The 16,668-nt window shown below is 44.5% G+C and carries 15 protein-coding genes; 8 read left to right on the top strand and 7 right to left on the bottom strand.

Annotated features, from left to right (window positions below):
* Window positions 1-142 precede the first annotated feature (142 nt).
* Entirely contained in the window at window positions 143-1,672 is a 1,530-nt protein-coding gene (gene lysS, locus FTT73_RS06775; protein ID WP_005172002.1) for a lysine--tRNA ligase, read from the bottom strand.
* Between the two features lie 382 nt (window positions 1,673-2,054).
* Here lysS and FTT73_RS06780 point away from each other — a divergent pair, with 382 nt between their 5' ends.
* Window positions 2,055-2,549 (top strand): YqiA/YcfP family alpha/beta fold hydrolase, encoded by a 495-nt coding sequence (locus FTT73_RS06780; protein ID WP_100355281.1) that lies wholly within the window; start codon window positions 2,055-2,057, stop codon window positions 2,547-2,549.
* A 359-nt stretch (window positions 2,550-2,908) separates the two neighbouring features.
* Here the strand turns inward: FTT73_RS06780 and FTT73_RS06785 are convergent, their stop codons facing one another.
* The gene (locus FTT73_RS06785) at window positions 2,909-3,451 is read right to left on the bottom strand and encodes an adenine phosphoribosyltransferase (protein ID WP_005096259.1); all 543 of its coding nucleotides are present in this window, start codon (window positions 3,449-3,451) and stop codon (window positions 2,909-2,911) included.
* Window positions 3,452-3,939: 488 nt separating this feature from the next.
* On the opposite strand from FTT73_RS06785, the gene rubA reads away from it, so the two are divergent.
* The 5 genes from rubA (at window position 3,940) to FTT73_RS06810 (ending at window position 8,141) form a co-directional block, all read left to right on the top strand.
* Window positions 3,940-4,104 (top strand): rubredoxin RubA, encoded by a 165-nt coding sequence (rubA, locus tag FTT73_RS06790; protein WP_005096258.1) that lies wholly within the window; start codon window positions 3,940-3,942, stop codon window positions 4,102-4,104.
* A gap of 98 nt (window positions 4,105-4,202) precedes the next feature.
* Entirely contained in the window at window positions 4,203-5,381 is a 1,179-nt protein-coding gene (rubB, locus tag FTT73_RS06795; protein ID WP_074383094.1) for a rubredoxin reductase RubB, read from the top strand.
* Window positions 5,382-5,438: 57 nt separating this feature from the next.
* Entirely contained in the window at window positions 5,439-6,377 is a 939-nt protein-coding gene (estB, locus tag FTT73_RS06800) for an esterase EstB (protein ID WP_005172008.1), read from the top strand.
* Window positions 6,378-6,390: 13 nt separating this feature from the next.
* Complete coding sequence (oxyR, locus tag FTT73_RS06805; protein ID WP_180191181.1) at window positions 6,391-7,299, top strand: LysR family transcriptional regulator OxyR; 909 nt, start codon at window positions 6,391-6,393, stop codon at window positions 7,297-7,299.
* A 254-nt stretch (window positions 7,300-7,553) separates the two neighbouring features.
* Window positions 7,554-8,141 (top strand): response regulator, encoded by a 588-nt coding sequence (locus tag FTT73_RS06810; protein ID WP_180077202.1) that lies wholly within the window; start codon window positions 7,554-7,556, stop codon window positions 8,139-8,141.
* Between the two features lie 61 nt (window positions 8,142-8,202).
* Here the strand turns inward: FTT73_RS06810 and ppk1 are convergent, their stop codons facing one another.
* Both ppk1 and mtgA read right to left on the bottom strand, forming a co-directional pair.
* Window positions 8,203-10,284 carry a polyphosphate kinase 1 gene (gene ppk1 / locus FTT73_RS06815; RefSeq protein WP_180191182.1) on the bottom strand — a complete coding sequence of 694 codons (2,082 nt, stop codon included), beginning with the start codon at window positions 10,282-10,284 and terminating at the stop codon, window positions 8,203-8,205.
* Window positions 10,285-10,395: 111 nt separating this feature from the next.
* Entirely contained in the window at window positions 10,396-11,070 is a 675-nt protein-coding gene (mtgA, locus tag FTT73_RS06820; RefSeq protein ID WP_005096252.1) for a monofunctional biosynthetic peptidoglycan transglycosylase, read from the bottom strand.
* A gap of 78 nt (window positions 11,071-11,148) precedes the next feature.
* Here mtgA and FTT73_RS06825 point away from each other — a divergent pair, with 78 nt between their 5' ends.
* Complete coding sequence (locus FTT73_RS06825; RefSeq protein WP_005096251.1) at window positions 11,149-11,967, top strand: rhomboid family intramembrane serine protease; 819 nt, start codon at window positions 11,149-11,151, stop codon at window positions 11,965-11,967.
* A gap of 51 nt (window positions 11,968-12,018) precedes the next feature.
* Here FTT73_RS06825 and FTT73_RS06830 read toward each other — a convergent pair whose 3' ends face one another.
* Together FTT73_RS06830 and FTT73_RS06835 are read right to left on the bottom strand one after the other, a co-directional pair.
* Complete coding sequence (locus tag FTT73_RS06830) at window positions 12,019-14,511, bottom strand: ABC transporter permease (RefSeq protein WP_180191183.1); 2,493 nt, start codon at window positions 14,509-14,511, stop codon at window positions 12,019-12,021.
* Window position 14,512: 1 nt separating this feature from the next.
* Window positions 14,513-15,238, bottom strand: coding sequence for an ABC transporter ATP-binding protein (locus tag FTT73_RS06835; RefSeq protein ID WP_180191184.1), 726 nt, complete (start codon window positions 15,236-15,238; stop codon window positions 14,513-14,515).
* 11 nt (window positions 15,239-15,249) lie between these two features.
* On the opposite strand from FTT73_RS06835, the gene FTT73_RS06840 reads away from it, so the two are divergent.
* The gene (locus tag FTT73_RS06840) at window positions 15,250-15,879 is read left to right on the top strand and encodes an arylesterase (protein WP_005096245.1); all 630 of its coding nucleotides are present in this window, start codon (window positions 15,250-15,252) and stop codon (window positions 15,877-15,879) included.
* 43 nt (window positions 15,880-15,922) lie between these two features.
* Here the strand turns inward: FTT73_RS06840 and FTT73_RS06845 are convergent, their stop codons facing one another.
* Window positions 15,923-16,537 carry a carbonic anhydrase gene (locus FTT73_RS06845; RefSeq protein WP_005096244.1) on the bottom strand — a complete coding sequence of 205 codons (615 nt, stop codon included), beginning with the start codon at window positions 16,535-16,537 and terminating at the stop codon, window positions 15,923-15,925.
* Between the last annotated feature and the right edge of the window lie 131 nt (window positions 16,538-16,668).

Below are 16,668 nucleotides of genomic sequence, written 5' to 3' on the forward strand. Positions count from 1 at the left end.
AGCTTGATGTAGTTTGAAAAAACATTCCTTTTTCTACGCAATGATCACCCCAATCATTGCGTTTTTTTTGTCTTTAATTTTTTAGTATAGCGATTTAAAGCATAAAAAAACCCGCCTAAGCGGGTTTTCTAAAATTCAGCACTTATGCATTTTTATGACGCATATGCGGGAACAAGATCACATCACGGATACTTGCTGCATTAGCAAAGATCATCACCAGACGGTCAATACCAATACCTTCACCGGCTGTTGGCGGTAGGCCATATTCCAGTGCTTCTACAAAGTCTGCATCATAATGCATCGCTTCATCATCACCCGCATCTTTTTCCGCAACCTGTGCCTGGAAACGTTCCGCCTGGTCGATTGGATCATTTAATTCCGAGAAGCCATTTGCCAGTTCACGACCACCAATAAAGAATTCAAAACGGTCGGTGATGTGCGGATTATCATCATTACGACGTGCCAATGGAGAAGTTTCCGCTGGATATTCCGTAATGAATGTTGGTTGACGCAGTTTGGTTTCAACTGTTTCTTCAAACACAATCGTTTGCAGTTTACCCAGACCAAAACCTGGCTTCACTTGCTCTTTCAATTCTTCTTGAAGGAATTTTGCCAGGAACTCACGGTCATTGACATTTTCCGGAGTAAATTGCGGGTTATTTTCCAGAATTGCATCAAACATTGAAATTTTCTTGAATGGCCCTTTGAAGCTATACACTTCATCACCATAAGGCACATCAGTCGAACCCAAGATATCCAGCGCCAGTTTTTCCAGCATCTGCTCGGTCAATTCCATCAGATCTTTATAATCTGCATAGGCTTGATAGAATTCAATCATGGTGAATTCTGGGTTGTGACGCGTAGATACCCCTTCGTTACGGAAGTTACGGTTAATTTCGAACACACGTTCAAAACCACCCACTACCAAACGTTTTAAATAAAGCTCTGGCGCAATACGCAAGAACAATGGCATGTCCAGTGCATTATGATGCGTTTCAAACGGACGCGCAGAAGCACCGCCTGGGATCACATGCATCATTGGCGTTTCAACTTCCATATAGCGTTTTTCAGTCAGGAAGGCACGAATACCTGCAACCACTTTGGCACGAATTTCAAACGTTTTACGGGTTTCTTCGTTCACGATCAGATCAAGATAACGTTTACGATACTTTACTTCAGTATCATTCAGACCGTGGAACTTGTCTGGCAGCGGACGCAATGATTTGGTTAATAATTCAAAATGTTCGATGTGTACATACAGATCGCCTTTGCCTGAACGACCGATATAACCTTCGATTGCAATAATGTCGCCAAGGTCTAAACCTTTGATGGTCGCAAGTACATCTGCAGCGAGTTCTTTACGGGCGACATAAAGCTGGATACGACCTGTCATGTCCTGGATCACAATAAATGAACCACGGTTTAACATCACACGACCGGCAACTTTGACGTAGACCTTTTCGCCTGCTTCAATTTCTTCTTTAGATTTATCAGCGAACTGGTCTTGTAAATCTTGGGCATAATGCTCACGCTTAAAGGTATTTGGCCATGGGCTTTTACCAGTTTCTTGTGCCTGAGCTTCGATTTGCTTTAACTTGGCATGACGCTGTGCAATTAAATCGTTTTCGGAAATGATTTGTTCAGAAGTCGATTGAGCGTTAGTTTGCGTCATCTCTGCCTCGAATAAGATTAGTTAAAAAATAGAAGTTGCATAGAATAGCAGAAATCCTACCCGAATCGTAGCTTAAACACTCTCAGGAAGCGGCTTTTCTTTGGAAAAATCCACTATCTTGGCATTTTCCCAACCTTATCCCGTCAATCTAATCCACTCTACCAATACAATTCAGCTCGATTTGGGACCGATTATGCGATTACTTAGATGAAAGTCCTAGTGTGTGACGAGGTAGAGCCAATCACTGTACAAAAAAATGCTGGCTTAGACCAATAGCTAACTGCCTTGAATGTCCACACGTTCTACAATGATGCTCAGATTGAAGATGATGTGCCAATCAATAAATACCAATATGGCATGCCCCATAAAAATGAGTAAGATTATGTCTAAGATTTTGTTTTTACATGGCTTAGATTCCTCCAGAGAATCCACCAAGTTTCATGCAATTGATGTCGTGCATAAATATTGTATTGATGTCGATTATCGTAATCTGAGCTATAATTCGGTCGCCAGTTTTTATCATGAGATGATTGAAACCATCAAACCGGATATTCTGGTGGGTCATAATCTTGGCGGCTATTGGGCACTGAAAATGTCGCAGGCTTATCACCTTCCCTGTGTGGTGGCGAATCCCATTTTGCAACCCAATTTCAGAGATGATTATCCGGAAATTTGTCATGGCGATTTACAGCATGACATTCCGCAGTTTGCCTATCTCGAACTGGGCGATGAAATTCTGGATATGCATGCAGTTCAGGCACAGCTTGAAGACTATATGCAAATTCAGGCAGTTGATGGCGGCCATCATCGACTAGAACATCCTGAACAGATTAATACGCTGATTCAGGAAATTGAACATCATTTTATCAGACAATAAAAAGCCCCGATATTGAGGTAATGCTGATCAGTTAAGGAGTTTAGAAATAGACTCTTTAACTTTTTAGTCATTCACGGCAGAGTCTTAACTTTATAAATCAAATACTTGAAAATAATTTGTTACTTTGGTTTCGCCCAAAGTAACCAAAGGCATTTGTCGTCCGCAAAACTCGTCAGCCACCATCGACTAGTAAATTTGTCGCAGAAACAATCATTTTTAAATCTAGTCCTGCCTCAAACAGTTGCGGATGACTTTTCTACTTGTCAAATATGATCATGAATTTAAAAAAGAAAATGCCAGTCAATTTCTTAACTGACCGACATTACCGATATTGAGGAGCTTTTTTTTAAATCTACAATTTAGGCAACCGCAGCTTCAGGCTGAGATTTATCATCCAGTACTGACCAGATATCCAGACCTAATTCAGCATGCAAATCAGGAAGATCAAGAAAGATACTTGCACCTAGTACTTCATGCTGACATTTGAGTGCCAATTCATTTACCGCTTTTAAAGTTCCGCCTGTTGCCAGAACATCATCAACAATGATGACTTTCTGAGACTGAACTTCCGCAGACATTTCTAAACGATCCAGACCATATTCCAGGCTATAACCGACACCCACGACTGGAGGCGGCAATTTTCCTGCTTTACGCACCAATAACAAACCTTTTCCGGTACGTTGTGCCAACAGGCTCGCCAACACAAAACCACGTGCTTCCACTGCGATAAAGCTTTCTACTTCTGCCAGTTTGTCAGCAGGAATGCTGGCAATCAGGGCATCAGTCAATGGACCAATATTGCTCATGAAAAGTGGGGTCAAATCATAAAAGCAAATTCCTGGTTTTGGAAAATCTTGGACCGTACGAATGTGAGACCACAAAGAAGTAGACAAATTGCTCATGGGAGATCTTAAAAAAAGAAAAGGAATATGCGAATTTTAAACCTATTTCCAGCCAATGAACAAGCCGAGCTGTATAATAAAAACTCAATATTTAAGCACAAGTTATTGATTTTATTAAATTCATTTATTATAAAAATATTTAATCCAGACTTTACTGATTCTAAATTATATAAAAACCTCAGTTTTTACTGCACGACTTTGGTCTATAACGCCTCATTTAAGCTAAATTTTGCCACAGCAGCCGCTTCATCACTCCACAGCATTTGCCAGCAAAGCCGATTTGACTCATTTTCAGAGAAATACTGAATCCCAAAGTCATTCTGCTGCTAATTTCGCTGATTAAGCTTTTATTCACTTTACTTTCTGAATAGAACTGCGTAAAAATTTAGCCAAATATGTTCACTGTTAAAAAGTCATATTCTTTTAGAGTCTTGCCATTTTATGGATTTTAAGCTGACGGTTACACTTGCTCAGTTTTGGAGAGTTACATGAAAAAGTATCAATGCATCGTTTGTGGATGGATTTATGACGAGGCGGAAGGTTGGCCTCAGGACGGCATCGTGGCGGGAACCAAATGGGAAGATATCCCGGATGACTGGACCTGTCCAGATTGTGGCGTGTCTAAAGTCGATTTCGAAATGATCGAAGTCTGAGCACGCCCAGTTAAAGACCATGTCGATATGGTCTTTTTTTATGTCCTTTTTATCCTCATATAAAACAGCATGGAGAGCCCTACAGCATGGAAACGACTATGCATCCTATCGTTATTATTGGTTCAGGTATGGCAGGTTATGCTGTAGCACGTGAATTTCGCAAACTTAATCCAGAGCATGAACTGCTGATGATTTGCGCGGATGATGCGATAAATTATGCCAAACCTACCCTTTCCAATGCTTTGGTTGGCAAAAAAGCGCCTGAACAGATTGCATTGGGCGATGCTGCAAAAATGTCGGCACAACTGAATATGCGGATTGAACAGCAGACTTGGGTCAAAGCCATTCATCCGGAAGATCATCAGCTGGTACTTGAGAAAGATGGTCAGGAAAGCACACAGAATTATTCCAAACTGGTCTTGGCGGTCGGTGCCAACCCGGTACGTTTAGCCATTTCCGGTGATGCCAGTGATGACATTCATGTGGTGAATAATTTAAGTGACTATAAGACGTTCCGCAGCAATCTGGCGGCACGTGAAGATAAACGCGTGGTGATTTTAGGCGCAGGCCTGATTGGTTGCGAATTTGCCAATGACCTGCAAAATACCGAGCATCAGGTCACAGTGATCGATCTAGCACCTCAACCGCTGGGCCGTTTATTACCTGAACATGTTGCAACGGCCTTCCAGAAAAACCTTGAAGAAACCGGCATTCATTTCGTCTTGGGCACCACGGTCGAGAAGGTCTCTCGTGCTGAAAATGGTGACTATTTGGTCATGCTGGCCAATGGTCAGTCTCTCGTTGCTGATGTGGTTTTGTCTGCGGTAGGTCTACAGCCGAATATTTCTTTGGCCAAACAGGCAGATGTTCATACCAGTCGTGGAATTTTAACCACGGCGCAACTGGAAACCAATCATGCCGATATTTATGCCGTAGGTGACTGTGCTGAAGTGAATGGTACCTTATTGCCTTATGTCATGCCCATCATGCAACAGGCGCGCGCGCTGGCAAAAACCCTGAATGGCGAACATACGGCTGTACATTATCCGGCTATGCCAGTGGCAGTGAAAACGCCTGCTGCACCTTTAACTGTCCTGCCTGCACCAGTCGATGTTGAGGTCACCTGGGAAACTGAAGAGCTGGAAGATGGCATGCTGGCCAAAGCCATCGACGGTAGCGGCACTTTACGTGGCTTTGTACTCTTGGGTGCAACTGCGGGCAAACAACGTCTGTCTTTGACCAAGCAGGTTCCTGACTTGATTCCTGCTGTGGTTTAGAGGTTTAATACTCAGGATATTTTTTAAACAAAATATCCTTTAATTAGGACAGCAATTATGCACAGCGCATTACAGTTTAATCTTTCTCCATATAGTTCTTTCATGCGTGAAACCAGAGTTGATCTGGGTAATGGTGTGGAATTACATGTCGAGGTGGGCGGAAATCCGGAAAATCCTACGCTGCTCCTGATTATGGGACTGGGTGCGCAGGTGCTGTACTGGCCTGACTTTTTTTGCAAATCATTGATTGATCAAGGTTTCCATCTGGTACGTTTTGATAATCGCGATATTGGCCTGTCTTCAAAAATCCATAACAAGGGTCCACGCCTGAACACCCTGAAAATGATGAGCCGTTTTGTGCTCGGTCTGGGCAATCAGGGTGCACCTTATGACCTGTATGATATGGCTGAAGATGTCAGTCTGCTGATTGAAAAAATGGGGCTGGATCAGGTTGATGTATTGGGTGCATCCATGGGTGGCATGATTGCCCAGATTCTGGCGGCACGCTATCCGGACAAAGTCAAAAAACTGGGTTTACTGTTTACCAGCAACAATCAGCCGCTGTTGCCACCGCCCTTTCCCAAGCAACTCTTTAGTTTGATTGACAAACCGGCTTCAACAGATGAAGATGGTATTGTAGATCATAGTCTAAAACTGTTTAACATCATCGGTTCGCCAGGTTATGTCAATCATCTGGAAGCGGTGCAGACCGCACGTAAATTATATAAACGAAGTTACTATCCTGCCGGTGTACTTCAACAGTTTTTAGCAATATTATGTACAGGTTCATTGCTGCAACTGAACAAGCAAATCAAGCAAGAGACCCTGGTGGTTCATGGTGCTCGTGATCGATTGCTGCCTCCTAGTCATGGCAAGGCCGTTGCAAAAGCGATTCCAGGGGCTAAATTTGAATTAATTGATGGAATGGGGCATGATATCCCACCGCATTTTATTCCATATCTTAGCGAATTATTTGCTGATCATTTTAAATCATAAACATTAGGACACTATGGCTGCACTACCCTCCTTAAGACAGCTGTCATACCTCGTAACACTGTCAGAGACGCTACATTTTACAGAAGCTGCTCGCCGCTCATTTGTCACCCAGTCAACTTTGTCTGGCGGCATTATGGAGCTGGAGCGTTTACTCGGTGGCGTACTTGTTGAACGCGACCGCCAGAATGTTCGTTTAACGCCTCTTGGTGAACAAGTGGTTGCACGCGCACGTGTTCTACTGGCTGATGCTCAGGACTTGATGCGCTTAAGTCGTGAGATGAGTGAACCCTTAACCGGTGATTTACATCTTGGCGTGATTCCTACGATTGCTCCCTTCCTGCTGTCACAGCTGCTAGAAGAAGTGCATAAACAATTACCAAAAATCCAGTTGCATCTGCATGAAGCACAAAGCGAGAAAATTGTAGAAAAACTGGAACATGGCAACCTGGATATGGTGGCCTTGGCGCTACCTTTCGATACACGTGGCCTGAAAGTGGCCGAGATTGCCAAAGAGAATCTGTATCTGGTTTATCAAAAATCAGACCAACACGCTGCACAAGCGAATTCTCTGGAAGATCTTGATCTGTCTCGCCTGATGTTACTTGAGGAAGGTCATTGCTTACGTGATCATGCCCTGAGTGCCTGCCCGATTGGTGAGCGTAAAAATGATCATCGTTTAAAAGCCACCTCTTTGCCGACTTTAATCGAAATGGTCTCTGCAAATCTTGGTTTTACTTTATTGCCAGAAATTGCGATTTATACCAATATGATCAAAGCCAACCCTGAGATTCTGGTCAAGCCAATCAACTCTGCGCCAAGTCGCACCCTGGCATTGGTGACGCGTAAAAGTACGCCGCTACAAAGCGAGTTTGATGTGTTATTACAGATTTTCCAAAAAATCACTCAGCACAATGCTGCTTGAGCTAAAATTTTAGATGATTAAAAGGAGCACACCCGTTGCTCCTTTTTTTATATCTCAAAGTGGATATAACCAACCATCATAGACCTGCTAAAGTCTCAAGCTGACTGTTAATGTCATCGGTTTTAATCTGTAATAAATGCTATTTAAGACGAAGATGAGGTGATTATCGTTAAATCCCTATTTTTTGGGATATTCATTTTATTTTGCTTCATCCACAGTATAGCCTTCTCTTAGAATCAACAGGATTGAGCTTATTGGCTGCCCTCTTGCCTGCACCGGTTTTAGTCATCGCTTCATTTACTGACCTGAACCTGTCCAAAACTCAGACTGTACTGCAACAACTGGGCTATCAACCAGATATGCTGCTGTATGCAGACAATTTCCAATCTGCACAAGAGATGATTGCCGAACATCTGCCTAACTTGATTCTTTATCACCTGACAGAAGCCTCACAGATTCATTTCATCGGCCAGATGAAACGGCATAACCCAAATACACCTGTAGTTGCCGTATTCAAGAGTGAATCCACAGCACTCATTTATTCAGCAATCTTATCTGGTGCAAATAGCTATATCCAACCTCAGGCTTCATTCATCCAGTTTGCTGAAAGCCTGAAAATTGTCTTGCGTGGCGGTGCCTATATCCATGCTGAACTGGCAGAACATATCCTGTACCAGCTCACTGACAAAACCTGTCTCAAGGTAACCGAATTGCAGCTCTTACACTTACTCAGCCAGCAAAAAACCCCAGTAGACATACAGCACCAGCTCCAGCTGACTGACTATCAGATGTATGCTCAGGTCAAACAGATCTATCGCAAACTGCTGATATCCTCTGATTAAAACCCTTGAATGCTATTTTCTGGATAGAAAAGAGGCTGAATTTTCAGCCTCTTGAGAGCATTTATTTAAACAAGTCCAATAAAATGCGTTGAGCATTATGTGGCTTTTCACCTTCTTGCAGCTGTGCCCGCAGCCAGGTTCCATCCCCTTGTAATAACCAGGATTGCTGATTATCTTTCAGATAGTTAAGCAGCCCCTGTTGATAGATGCGTTTTTTCAACGCTTCATCTTCTACCGGGAAGCAGGCTTCGACCCGGTTAAACAGGTTGCGATCCATCCAGTCTGCACTTGAACAGTAAACCCGTGCATTACCGTTATTGCTGAAATAATACACGCGGGTATGTTCTAGGAAACGCCCGACAATCGAACGTACCCGAATATTTTCAGACAAACCTGGCAATCCCGGACGCAAACTACAAATCGAGCGGATAATCAGGTCAATCTGTACCCCGGCCTGAGAAGCTTCATAGAGTTTATTGATCAACTGCATCTCGGTCAGCGCATTAACTTTGACAATAATCTGCGCCGGCTTGCCTGCTTTGGCATTCACGATTTCATTATCAATATAATTAATGAGTTGGGTATGTAAGGTAAATGGCGCATGTAACAGCTTTTTCAGCTTGGCCATTTTCCCCATACCGGTCAGCTCCTGAAAGATACGGTGCACATCTTCACACAGGTCTTTATCCGTGGTGAGCAAACCATAATCAGTATAGATTCGCGCATTACCGGCATGATAGTTGCCGGTTCCCAGATGTACATAGCGCACCAGTTTATTATTTTCCCGGCGTACCACCAGAATCATTTTGGCATGGGTTTTATAGCCAACGATGCCATAGACCACCACCGCACCGGCTTCTTGCAGGACATTGGCCACTTCGATATTGGATTCTTCATCGAAACGTGCACGCAATTCAATCACGGCCGTGACTTCCTTGCCATTGCGGGCAGCTTCCGCCAGCACCTGCACGATTTCAGAATCCGGGCCACTGCGGTACAGGGTCTGTTTGATCGCCAGCACTTGTGGATCACGTGCAGCTTCACGCAACAATGAAATGACCGGTGCAAAAGACTCAAACGGATGATGCAGCAAGATATCCTGTTTTTGCATGGCACTAAAAATATTTTCAGATTTTTTCAGTACTTTGGGAATGATCGGGGTATGTGAATCATAGCGTAAATGTGGGCGCTTGAAATTAGACAATAAGCGCGCCAGATTGACTGGGCCTGCGACTTTATAAAGCTGCTCTTCTTCCAGATCAAATTCATTCAGCAGATATTCATAAATATGCTGCGGACAATTTTCTGTCACTTCCAGACGTACAGCACGGCCAAAACGGCGTGAACTGAGTTCGCCTTTAAGCGCCTTAGCCAAATCTTCAACATCTTCATTCAGGGCCAGATCGGCATTCCGCGTGACACGGAACTGATAGCAACCGGTCGCTGTCATGCCTGGGAACAGATCCGAAACATGTTCATGAATAATCGCGGATAGCATCACATGATGCTCTTTGCCATCAGTTAATTCATCTGGCAGACGTACCACGCGTGGTAACGAACGTGGCGCTGGCACCACAGCCAGATCAATCTGACGGCCAAAGGCATCTTTACCTTCGAGAGTCACAATAAAGTTCAGTGATTTATTCACCAGACGTGGAAACGGATGTGCAGGGTCTAGGCTAATTGGCGTCAGGACGGGCGCAACCTGTTCCTGAAAATATTTTTTCACCCAGGCCGATTGTGCCGGAGTCAGTTCACCACGGCGCAAGAAACAGATATCTTCCTCACGCAGTTTTGGCAAAATTTCTTCATTTAAAATACGGTACTGGCGTTCAATCGCAGCATGTGAAGTTTTGGAAATCTGTTCCAGCACCTGCTTTGGGGTCAGGCCATCCGGACTGCGACTTTCATTGTCCAAATCTAACTGTTCCATCATTCCTGCGACCCGAATCTCAAAAAATTCGTCCAGATTACGCGAGAAAATTAACAGGAAATTCATGCGTTCAAGCAAGGGATGTAAAGGATCGACAGCCTGTTCCAGGACGCGTAAATGGAAGTCTAAAATAGACAGTTCACGATTTATATAACGATCATTATATGTATATTCGGGCTGTGCTGAAGTAGTGCTGGCTGCCGTATTCATATCAAACCTATGCGGATTTAAAATTGTGCTTATCAGTTCAAGTATGCTTCAAATTGATGACAATTTCATAAAAAAAAGCCCAAAAACTGGGCTTTTTCTTTAAATAATTATTTAAGGCAATTCTGCATAACGCATATAACGCTGAATCATGCGCTTGCGTGCATTTAAGGCAGAGGAGTTGCGATGATCCTGAAAATATTTTGGATTGGTCAGAATGGCCGCCAGAAAGATCGCTTGATCCTGAGTCAGGCTTTGCGCAGTTTTGCCAAAATAATGTTTGGCTGCGGCTTCTACGCCATAGATATTGTCACCAAATTCAATCGAGTTTAAATAGACTTCCAGAATCCGCTGTTTCGACCACATGCGTTCCATCATCCAGGTGGCCACCGCTTCCTGGCCTTTACGTACAAATGAACGCTTATTAACCAGAAATAGGTTTTTCGCCAATTGCTGGGAAATGGTAGACCCCCCAGCCACCACCCGGCCCTGATCCCGGTTTTTATTCAGCGCAGTTTGAATGCCGTCCCAGTCAAAACCATGGTGATGAATGAATTTTCCATCTTCTGCAGTGACAATGGCACGTTTCAGATTCAGGCTGATCTCATCATAGGGACGCCATTGATGTTGAATGGCTTTGGAAGGTTCCGTCCAGTAATCAATCCGCATCATCATGGTGGTATTGACCGGATTGGTTCGCCACCAGGCCAGACTGGCAAAGATCCACAATTGAATCAGTAAAATCACACTGACGATGACTAATATCGTGCGGATCAGAAAGGCTTTCATGTCAGTGCGTTACTCCTGAAAATTTGATTTTTCGTGTTAAGCTTATTCGAAATATACAATCACAGCAAAAAAAATAGCATGTCTAAATACGCTCCCCCTGTCGTACACCGCAAACTTGAAATGCAGCTCTGGTGGATCACGGCCATTTTAATCGCGATTAATGTCGGATTATTTGGCTGGCAGGCCATCAATGGTATGGATATCAGCCAGCCGAGTACCCGAGATGCGATTCTCTGGGGTGCCGATTATGCACCTTTAACCTATTTAGCGGAACCCATGCGTTTGTTTAGCAGCATGTTTTTCCATTTTGGCCTGATTCACCTGATGTTGAATATGTGGGCCTTGTATATTTTTGGTAGTGTTGCCGAACAACTGTTTGGCCGGATGTATTTTATTGGCTTATACCTGTGTGCCGGCTTAATGGGCAGTTTGCTCAGTGGCTATATGAACATTCAGGACAGCTATGATCTGATTGCAGGGGGTGTGGCCAACCCAAGTTTATTGCCGGCGGTCAGTGCCGGTGCATCCGGTGCGGTGATGGGACTCGGCGCTTCACTGACGGTATTGGCCCTGTTGCCGATGCTGCCCCAGCAACGTTTTATTCTAGATAAAAAGACCTTGGTGATGGTGATGGGTCTGAACCTGGCCATGGGCTTTATGATCAGCGGAATCAACAATGCCGCACATATTGGTGGCATGTTGATGGGCGCTTTTTTAACCTTGCTGTGGTATGCCGGACAAAAAATGCAGCGTAGCCGCCTGATCAACCTGATCGCTTTAGTGATTGGTTTTGGCCTCTGTGTGCTGCTTTATCAACATAACTTGGCCTTGATCGAAGCAATTCGCCCACTGTGGCAAGAGATTCTCGACCTGATGCGACAACAATTGCAGCTTTAAATCATTGCCGCTTTAAATACCAGCGAATTTAAAAAGCCATGGAGATGAATCTTACTGATTCATCTCGCGCAAGCTTTGTAAGGGCGGAATGTCCGACAGATAGCTCAGACGATAACGGCCAATCAGCGCACATAACACAGTCATGAAAATCGGCAGGATAATCCAGATTTCCCAGTGTGGCTGAATCATTAAATCCATACGATAACTGGCGATTGCGCTAATCACTTCGGCAAACAGACAGGAAACCACTCCGGCAAACAGTCCGATAAAACCAATTTCCAGACTCATCATGGTTTTCAGTTTTTGTTTGGAGCTGCCAAATGACCGTAGCAAGGCCACTTCACGTTTGCGTTCATCCATGAGCAGGTTCAGACAAGCCATCAGTACCAGAAAACCGGAGATACTAACCAGCACGGCCAGAATCGTCACGATCTGCACCAGTACATTCACAATACGCTTGATCTCTTCCAGAATCAGGCTGACATCAATAAATACCGTATTGGAAAATTGCTGGATCACAGACACCAGTTTGTCCTTATCTTGTTCCGGCACATAGAAACTGCCTAGATAACTTCCGGCATTGGCATCCATGCTATTCGGGGCAAAAATAAAGAAGAAATTCGGACTAAAACTTTCCCACTCGACCGTTCTTAAATTGATGACCTTCGCTTCCAGCACACCTTCAGGCAGACTGAAACTGAGCTTGTCGCCAATATTGATACCTAATTCTTCAGCAGTATTGGCTTCGACCGATACCGTGCCGACCTGTTGCAAAACTGCGTCACCACGAATAATCACATTATCCTGTGGATAGCTGTCGGACTGGGTCAGGTTCAGCTCGCGTTTTAAAGTATTATTGCTTTTGACTAATTCTGGAGCAAAAGGCTGATCATTTTTAGCCACCAGACGCCCACGAACGTTCGGATAAAGTGGTGTACTTTTCCAGCCATTCTGCTCAATTTGAGCTTTTAGGTCTGGCATGTCAAACGGCGGCAAACCATACACAAACTGATTTGGTGTACCTTGCGGCAACTGTTGCTGCCAACGCTCTAATAGGTCTGTGCGCAATACGGCTAATACTGTAATCAGACTGAGACCCAAGGCCAAAGCGGTAATCTGTAAGGCTGTTTGAGATGGTGTTCGTACATAGGCTGACAGATTCAATTTCTGATTGCGCAGCAGTTTTAAGATCAACCATACCGTCAGATACAACACTGCACATAACACAATAATCGCGCCAATTACCCAGGCAGTCAGGAGCAGATTTTCGGTTAGAATCACGCTAAAAATAATCAGGCTCAGCGTTCCGGTCAGCAGCATCCACAGCATGGATTGCACTGATTTTTCCTGCTGGCGGATTACTCGAATTGGTGGCGTGTTCAACAGTTGCAATAGGCTCGGCATGACAAAGCCCAACAGCACCACCGCACTGGTCAGCATCGCGACTGGTAATGGCCCGAGCAGCATCGCCATAGCAGAGAATTCAATTTCTAAGTTGGGAATCAGTTGCAGCATTAACTGTAATAACCCATAACCCAGACCAATGCCGACCACCGTACCAATCGACATGGCAATCAGCAGTACTGTACCGAGCAAGGCCAGATAAGCCGATAAAATCTGCTGTTTGGTCGCACCGATACAACGCATCAAGGCAATATGATCTTGATTCTGCTGGACATAACGCTGCGCAGTGAGAGCAATCGCGATACCACATAATAAAATGGTCAGAATATTGGCCAGTTGCAGGAAGGTATCCAGGTTGGCAATCGGCTTCATTAAGCGGGTATTGCCCTCACTGGCATTGCGTAACCGGAGACTGCTTTGCTGCTCAAATTCCTGTCCCTGCACTTCTGCTGGCGTTTCAGCCGAGCCGTTTTCGGATTTGAGCTGCTGCTTGAATAAAGCTTCATATTCTTGCGTATTGTCTGGAGAACCCGCCATGAGCAAGCGATATTCTATCCGGCTACCCACCTGAATCGCATTGGTGCGTGCCACATCCGCCTGAGATATAATCACCGTTGGCGAAAAGCCAGAAAATCCGAGCTCCTGATTAGAATCCTGTTCAATCTTGGCTGTGACTTTAAACGCCGCATCGGCAATATTCAGCTGATCGCCCAGTTTGACTTTGAGCAGGTCCATAGCCCGTGGACTGAGCCAGATTTCACCCGATTGAATCTTCGTTTTTGCAGGTTGCAGCTGCAGCTCGCCACGCAAGGGAAAAGCCTGATCAATGGCTTTGACATTGACCATGACAAACTGTTCATCGGTATAGGCCATGGTGCTAAAGAAAGTGACTTCTGACTGCTGTAAATCCAGCTGTTTGGCCTGATCACGCCATTCTTTTGGTAGAGGCTCATTGTCCGAAAGTACCAGATCACCGGCCAGCATTTCTGCGGCCTGCAAGGCCACTGCATTCTGAATCTGTTCATTGCTAAACTTGAGCGCTGTTGTTGCACTAATCGCCAAAGTTAAGGCAATAATTAACAGATAAATTCCGGTACTTTTAAAACTTTGTGTGAGTAGAGGACGAAATAGAGGGTTCATCTCACCCTCCACTCGGATGTTCAATCAGCTGGCCATTCAGCAGTTCAAAATGTCGCTGGCATTGCTGTGCCAGTTTGCGGTCATGCGTCACCAGCACCAAGGTCGTACCCAGTTCCCGATTCAACTGAAACAAAAGCTGTTCAATTTCCTTGGCAGTTTCACCGTCGAGATTGCCTGTCGGTTCATCGGCAAAAATAATTTTCGGTTCACTGACCAGTGCCCGGGCAATCGCGACACGCTGCTGCTCCCCGCCAGACAGGACTTTCGGGGTTTGTTGTGCCTGTCGATCCAGACCAACTTTATGCAGTAGCGCCAAGGCTTTTTGTTCAGCTTCTGCATATTTGAAACTGGGCTGTAAACGCAGTGGCAACATGACATTTTCAAGGGCAGTCAGATGCGGTAACAGTTGAAAAGACTGAAACACAAAACCGATATTTCTCAAACGTACCAACGCACGTTGTTCTTCATTCAAGGTAGAAACCGACTCGCCACTGACGATGAGCTGGCCTGAACTGGCCTGATCCAGCGTTGCCAGAATGCCTAGCAATGTGGATTTTCCCGAGCCGGAACGACCGGTAATTGCCACCTGCTCGCCTGCCATAATCTCCAGATCAAGATCCTCAAAAATAGTCAGCTGTTTTTGTGAAAGTTGTATCTTTTGTGTCAATTTCTGGGCAGAAATAATCGCCTGTGGCATGATGTTCGAATCGTTGCTACTTTGAATCATACGTGTCCTATATGAAAGATCTTAATCAGAAAACTCGGGTATTGTCTTACTTGTTTTTGCTCAGTCTGTGCCTGTTACCGCTCGGGGTATCAGCAAAGACGATTATGATTTTAGGTGATAGTTTAAGTGCTGGTTACGGTATTCAGCCACAACAAGGCTGGGTACATTTATTACAAAAACGTTTAGAGCAACAGTATCCGAAACAGCATAAAGTGGTCAATGCAAGTGTCAGTGGAGAAACCACCAGCGGAGCGCTGGCCAGACTGCCGAAACTGTTGCAGACGCATCGTCCAGACCTTGTGGTGATTGAGTTGGGGGGTAATGACGGCTTACGTGGACAGCCGCCGCAAATGATTCAAAAAAATTTAGCCAGCCTGATTCAGCAAAGCCAGAAAGCCAAGGCCAAAGTCGTGGTATTTGGTATGAAGATGCCGCCTAATTATGGACAGGCCTATAGCAAGGCCTTTGAAAATAATTATAAGGTAGTGAGCCAGCAATATAAGGTGAAATTGTTACCGTTCTTTATGCAGGGTGTGGCCGGCAATAAAACCCTGATGCAAAAGGATCTGATTCATCCAAATGCCAAGGCACAAACCATCCTGCTAAATAATGCCTATCCATACATTAAAGGCGCTTTATAAAGCGCCTTTAAATTATTTTAGATTGTATTTAAATAAATTTTGCCTAAAAATCAAAGAACAATACTTCACCTGTTTCCAGTGAATATTCAGCACCGACCACTTTGAGTTGTCCTTGCCCAATCAGGTTTTCTAATACTGCTGAACCATGACGTAGTTGGTTAACCGATGCAAATACATTAGAACGCACGGCATGCTTGGACAATTTTGCCAAGTCATTTTTCAGTTCAGTTTGCATTAAGGTTTCAACTGAAGGACGTACTCGATTCACAATCGACATCAGGTTTGCCGACGGCGGGCAATCTGGGCACATTAAGGTATCAATGGTGGCCTGGATCGCGCCACAATGACTATGACCTAAGACTACAACAATAGCGCAGTCATAGCGTTCCGCCGCAAATTCAACACTCCCGACCTGTGATGGTGCGACAATATTGCCTGCAACACGAATCACAAAAAGATCACCGAGACCCTGATCAAAAACCATTTCAGCTGGGACACGCGAATCTGAACAGCCCAGTACAATTGCAAATGGGTTCTGATCCTCTGCCATTTCTGCGCGCTGTTGGTGGCTCAGTTGTTTTGGATGCGAGGTATCACCGCTGACAAAACGTTGGTTCCCTTGTTTAAGACGTTCTAAAGCTTCTTGAGCTGTGAGCATTCTTTTCTATCACCGATGTTTTAGTTGCAATATTTTACTGCCAGTTTTTTTGAATGTCACTTGCAAAAAATCTTAGCTGCTTAAATTTTTAACATTTATCTAATTTCATTTCAGCAGGGGTTTTATGTGCA

Source organism: Acinetobacter sp. YH01006, from assembly GCF_013420445.1.
Classification (GTDB): Bacteria; Pseudomonadota; Gammaproteobacteria; order Pseudomonadales; family Moraxellaceae; genus Acinetobacter; species Acinetobacter pseudolwoffii.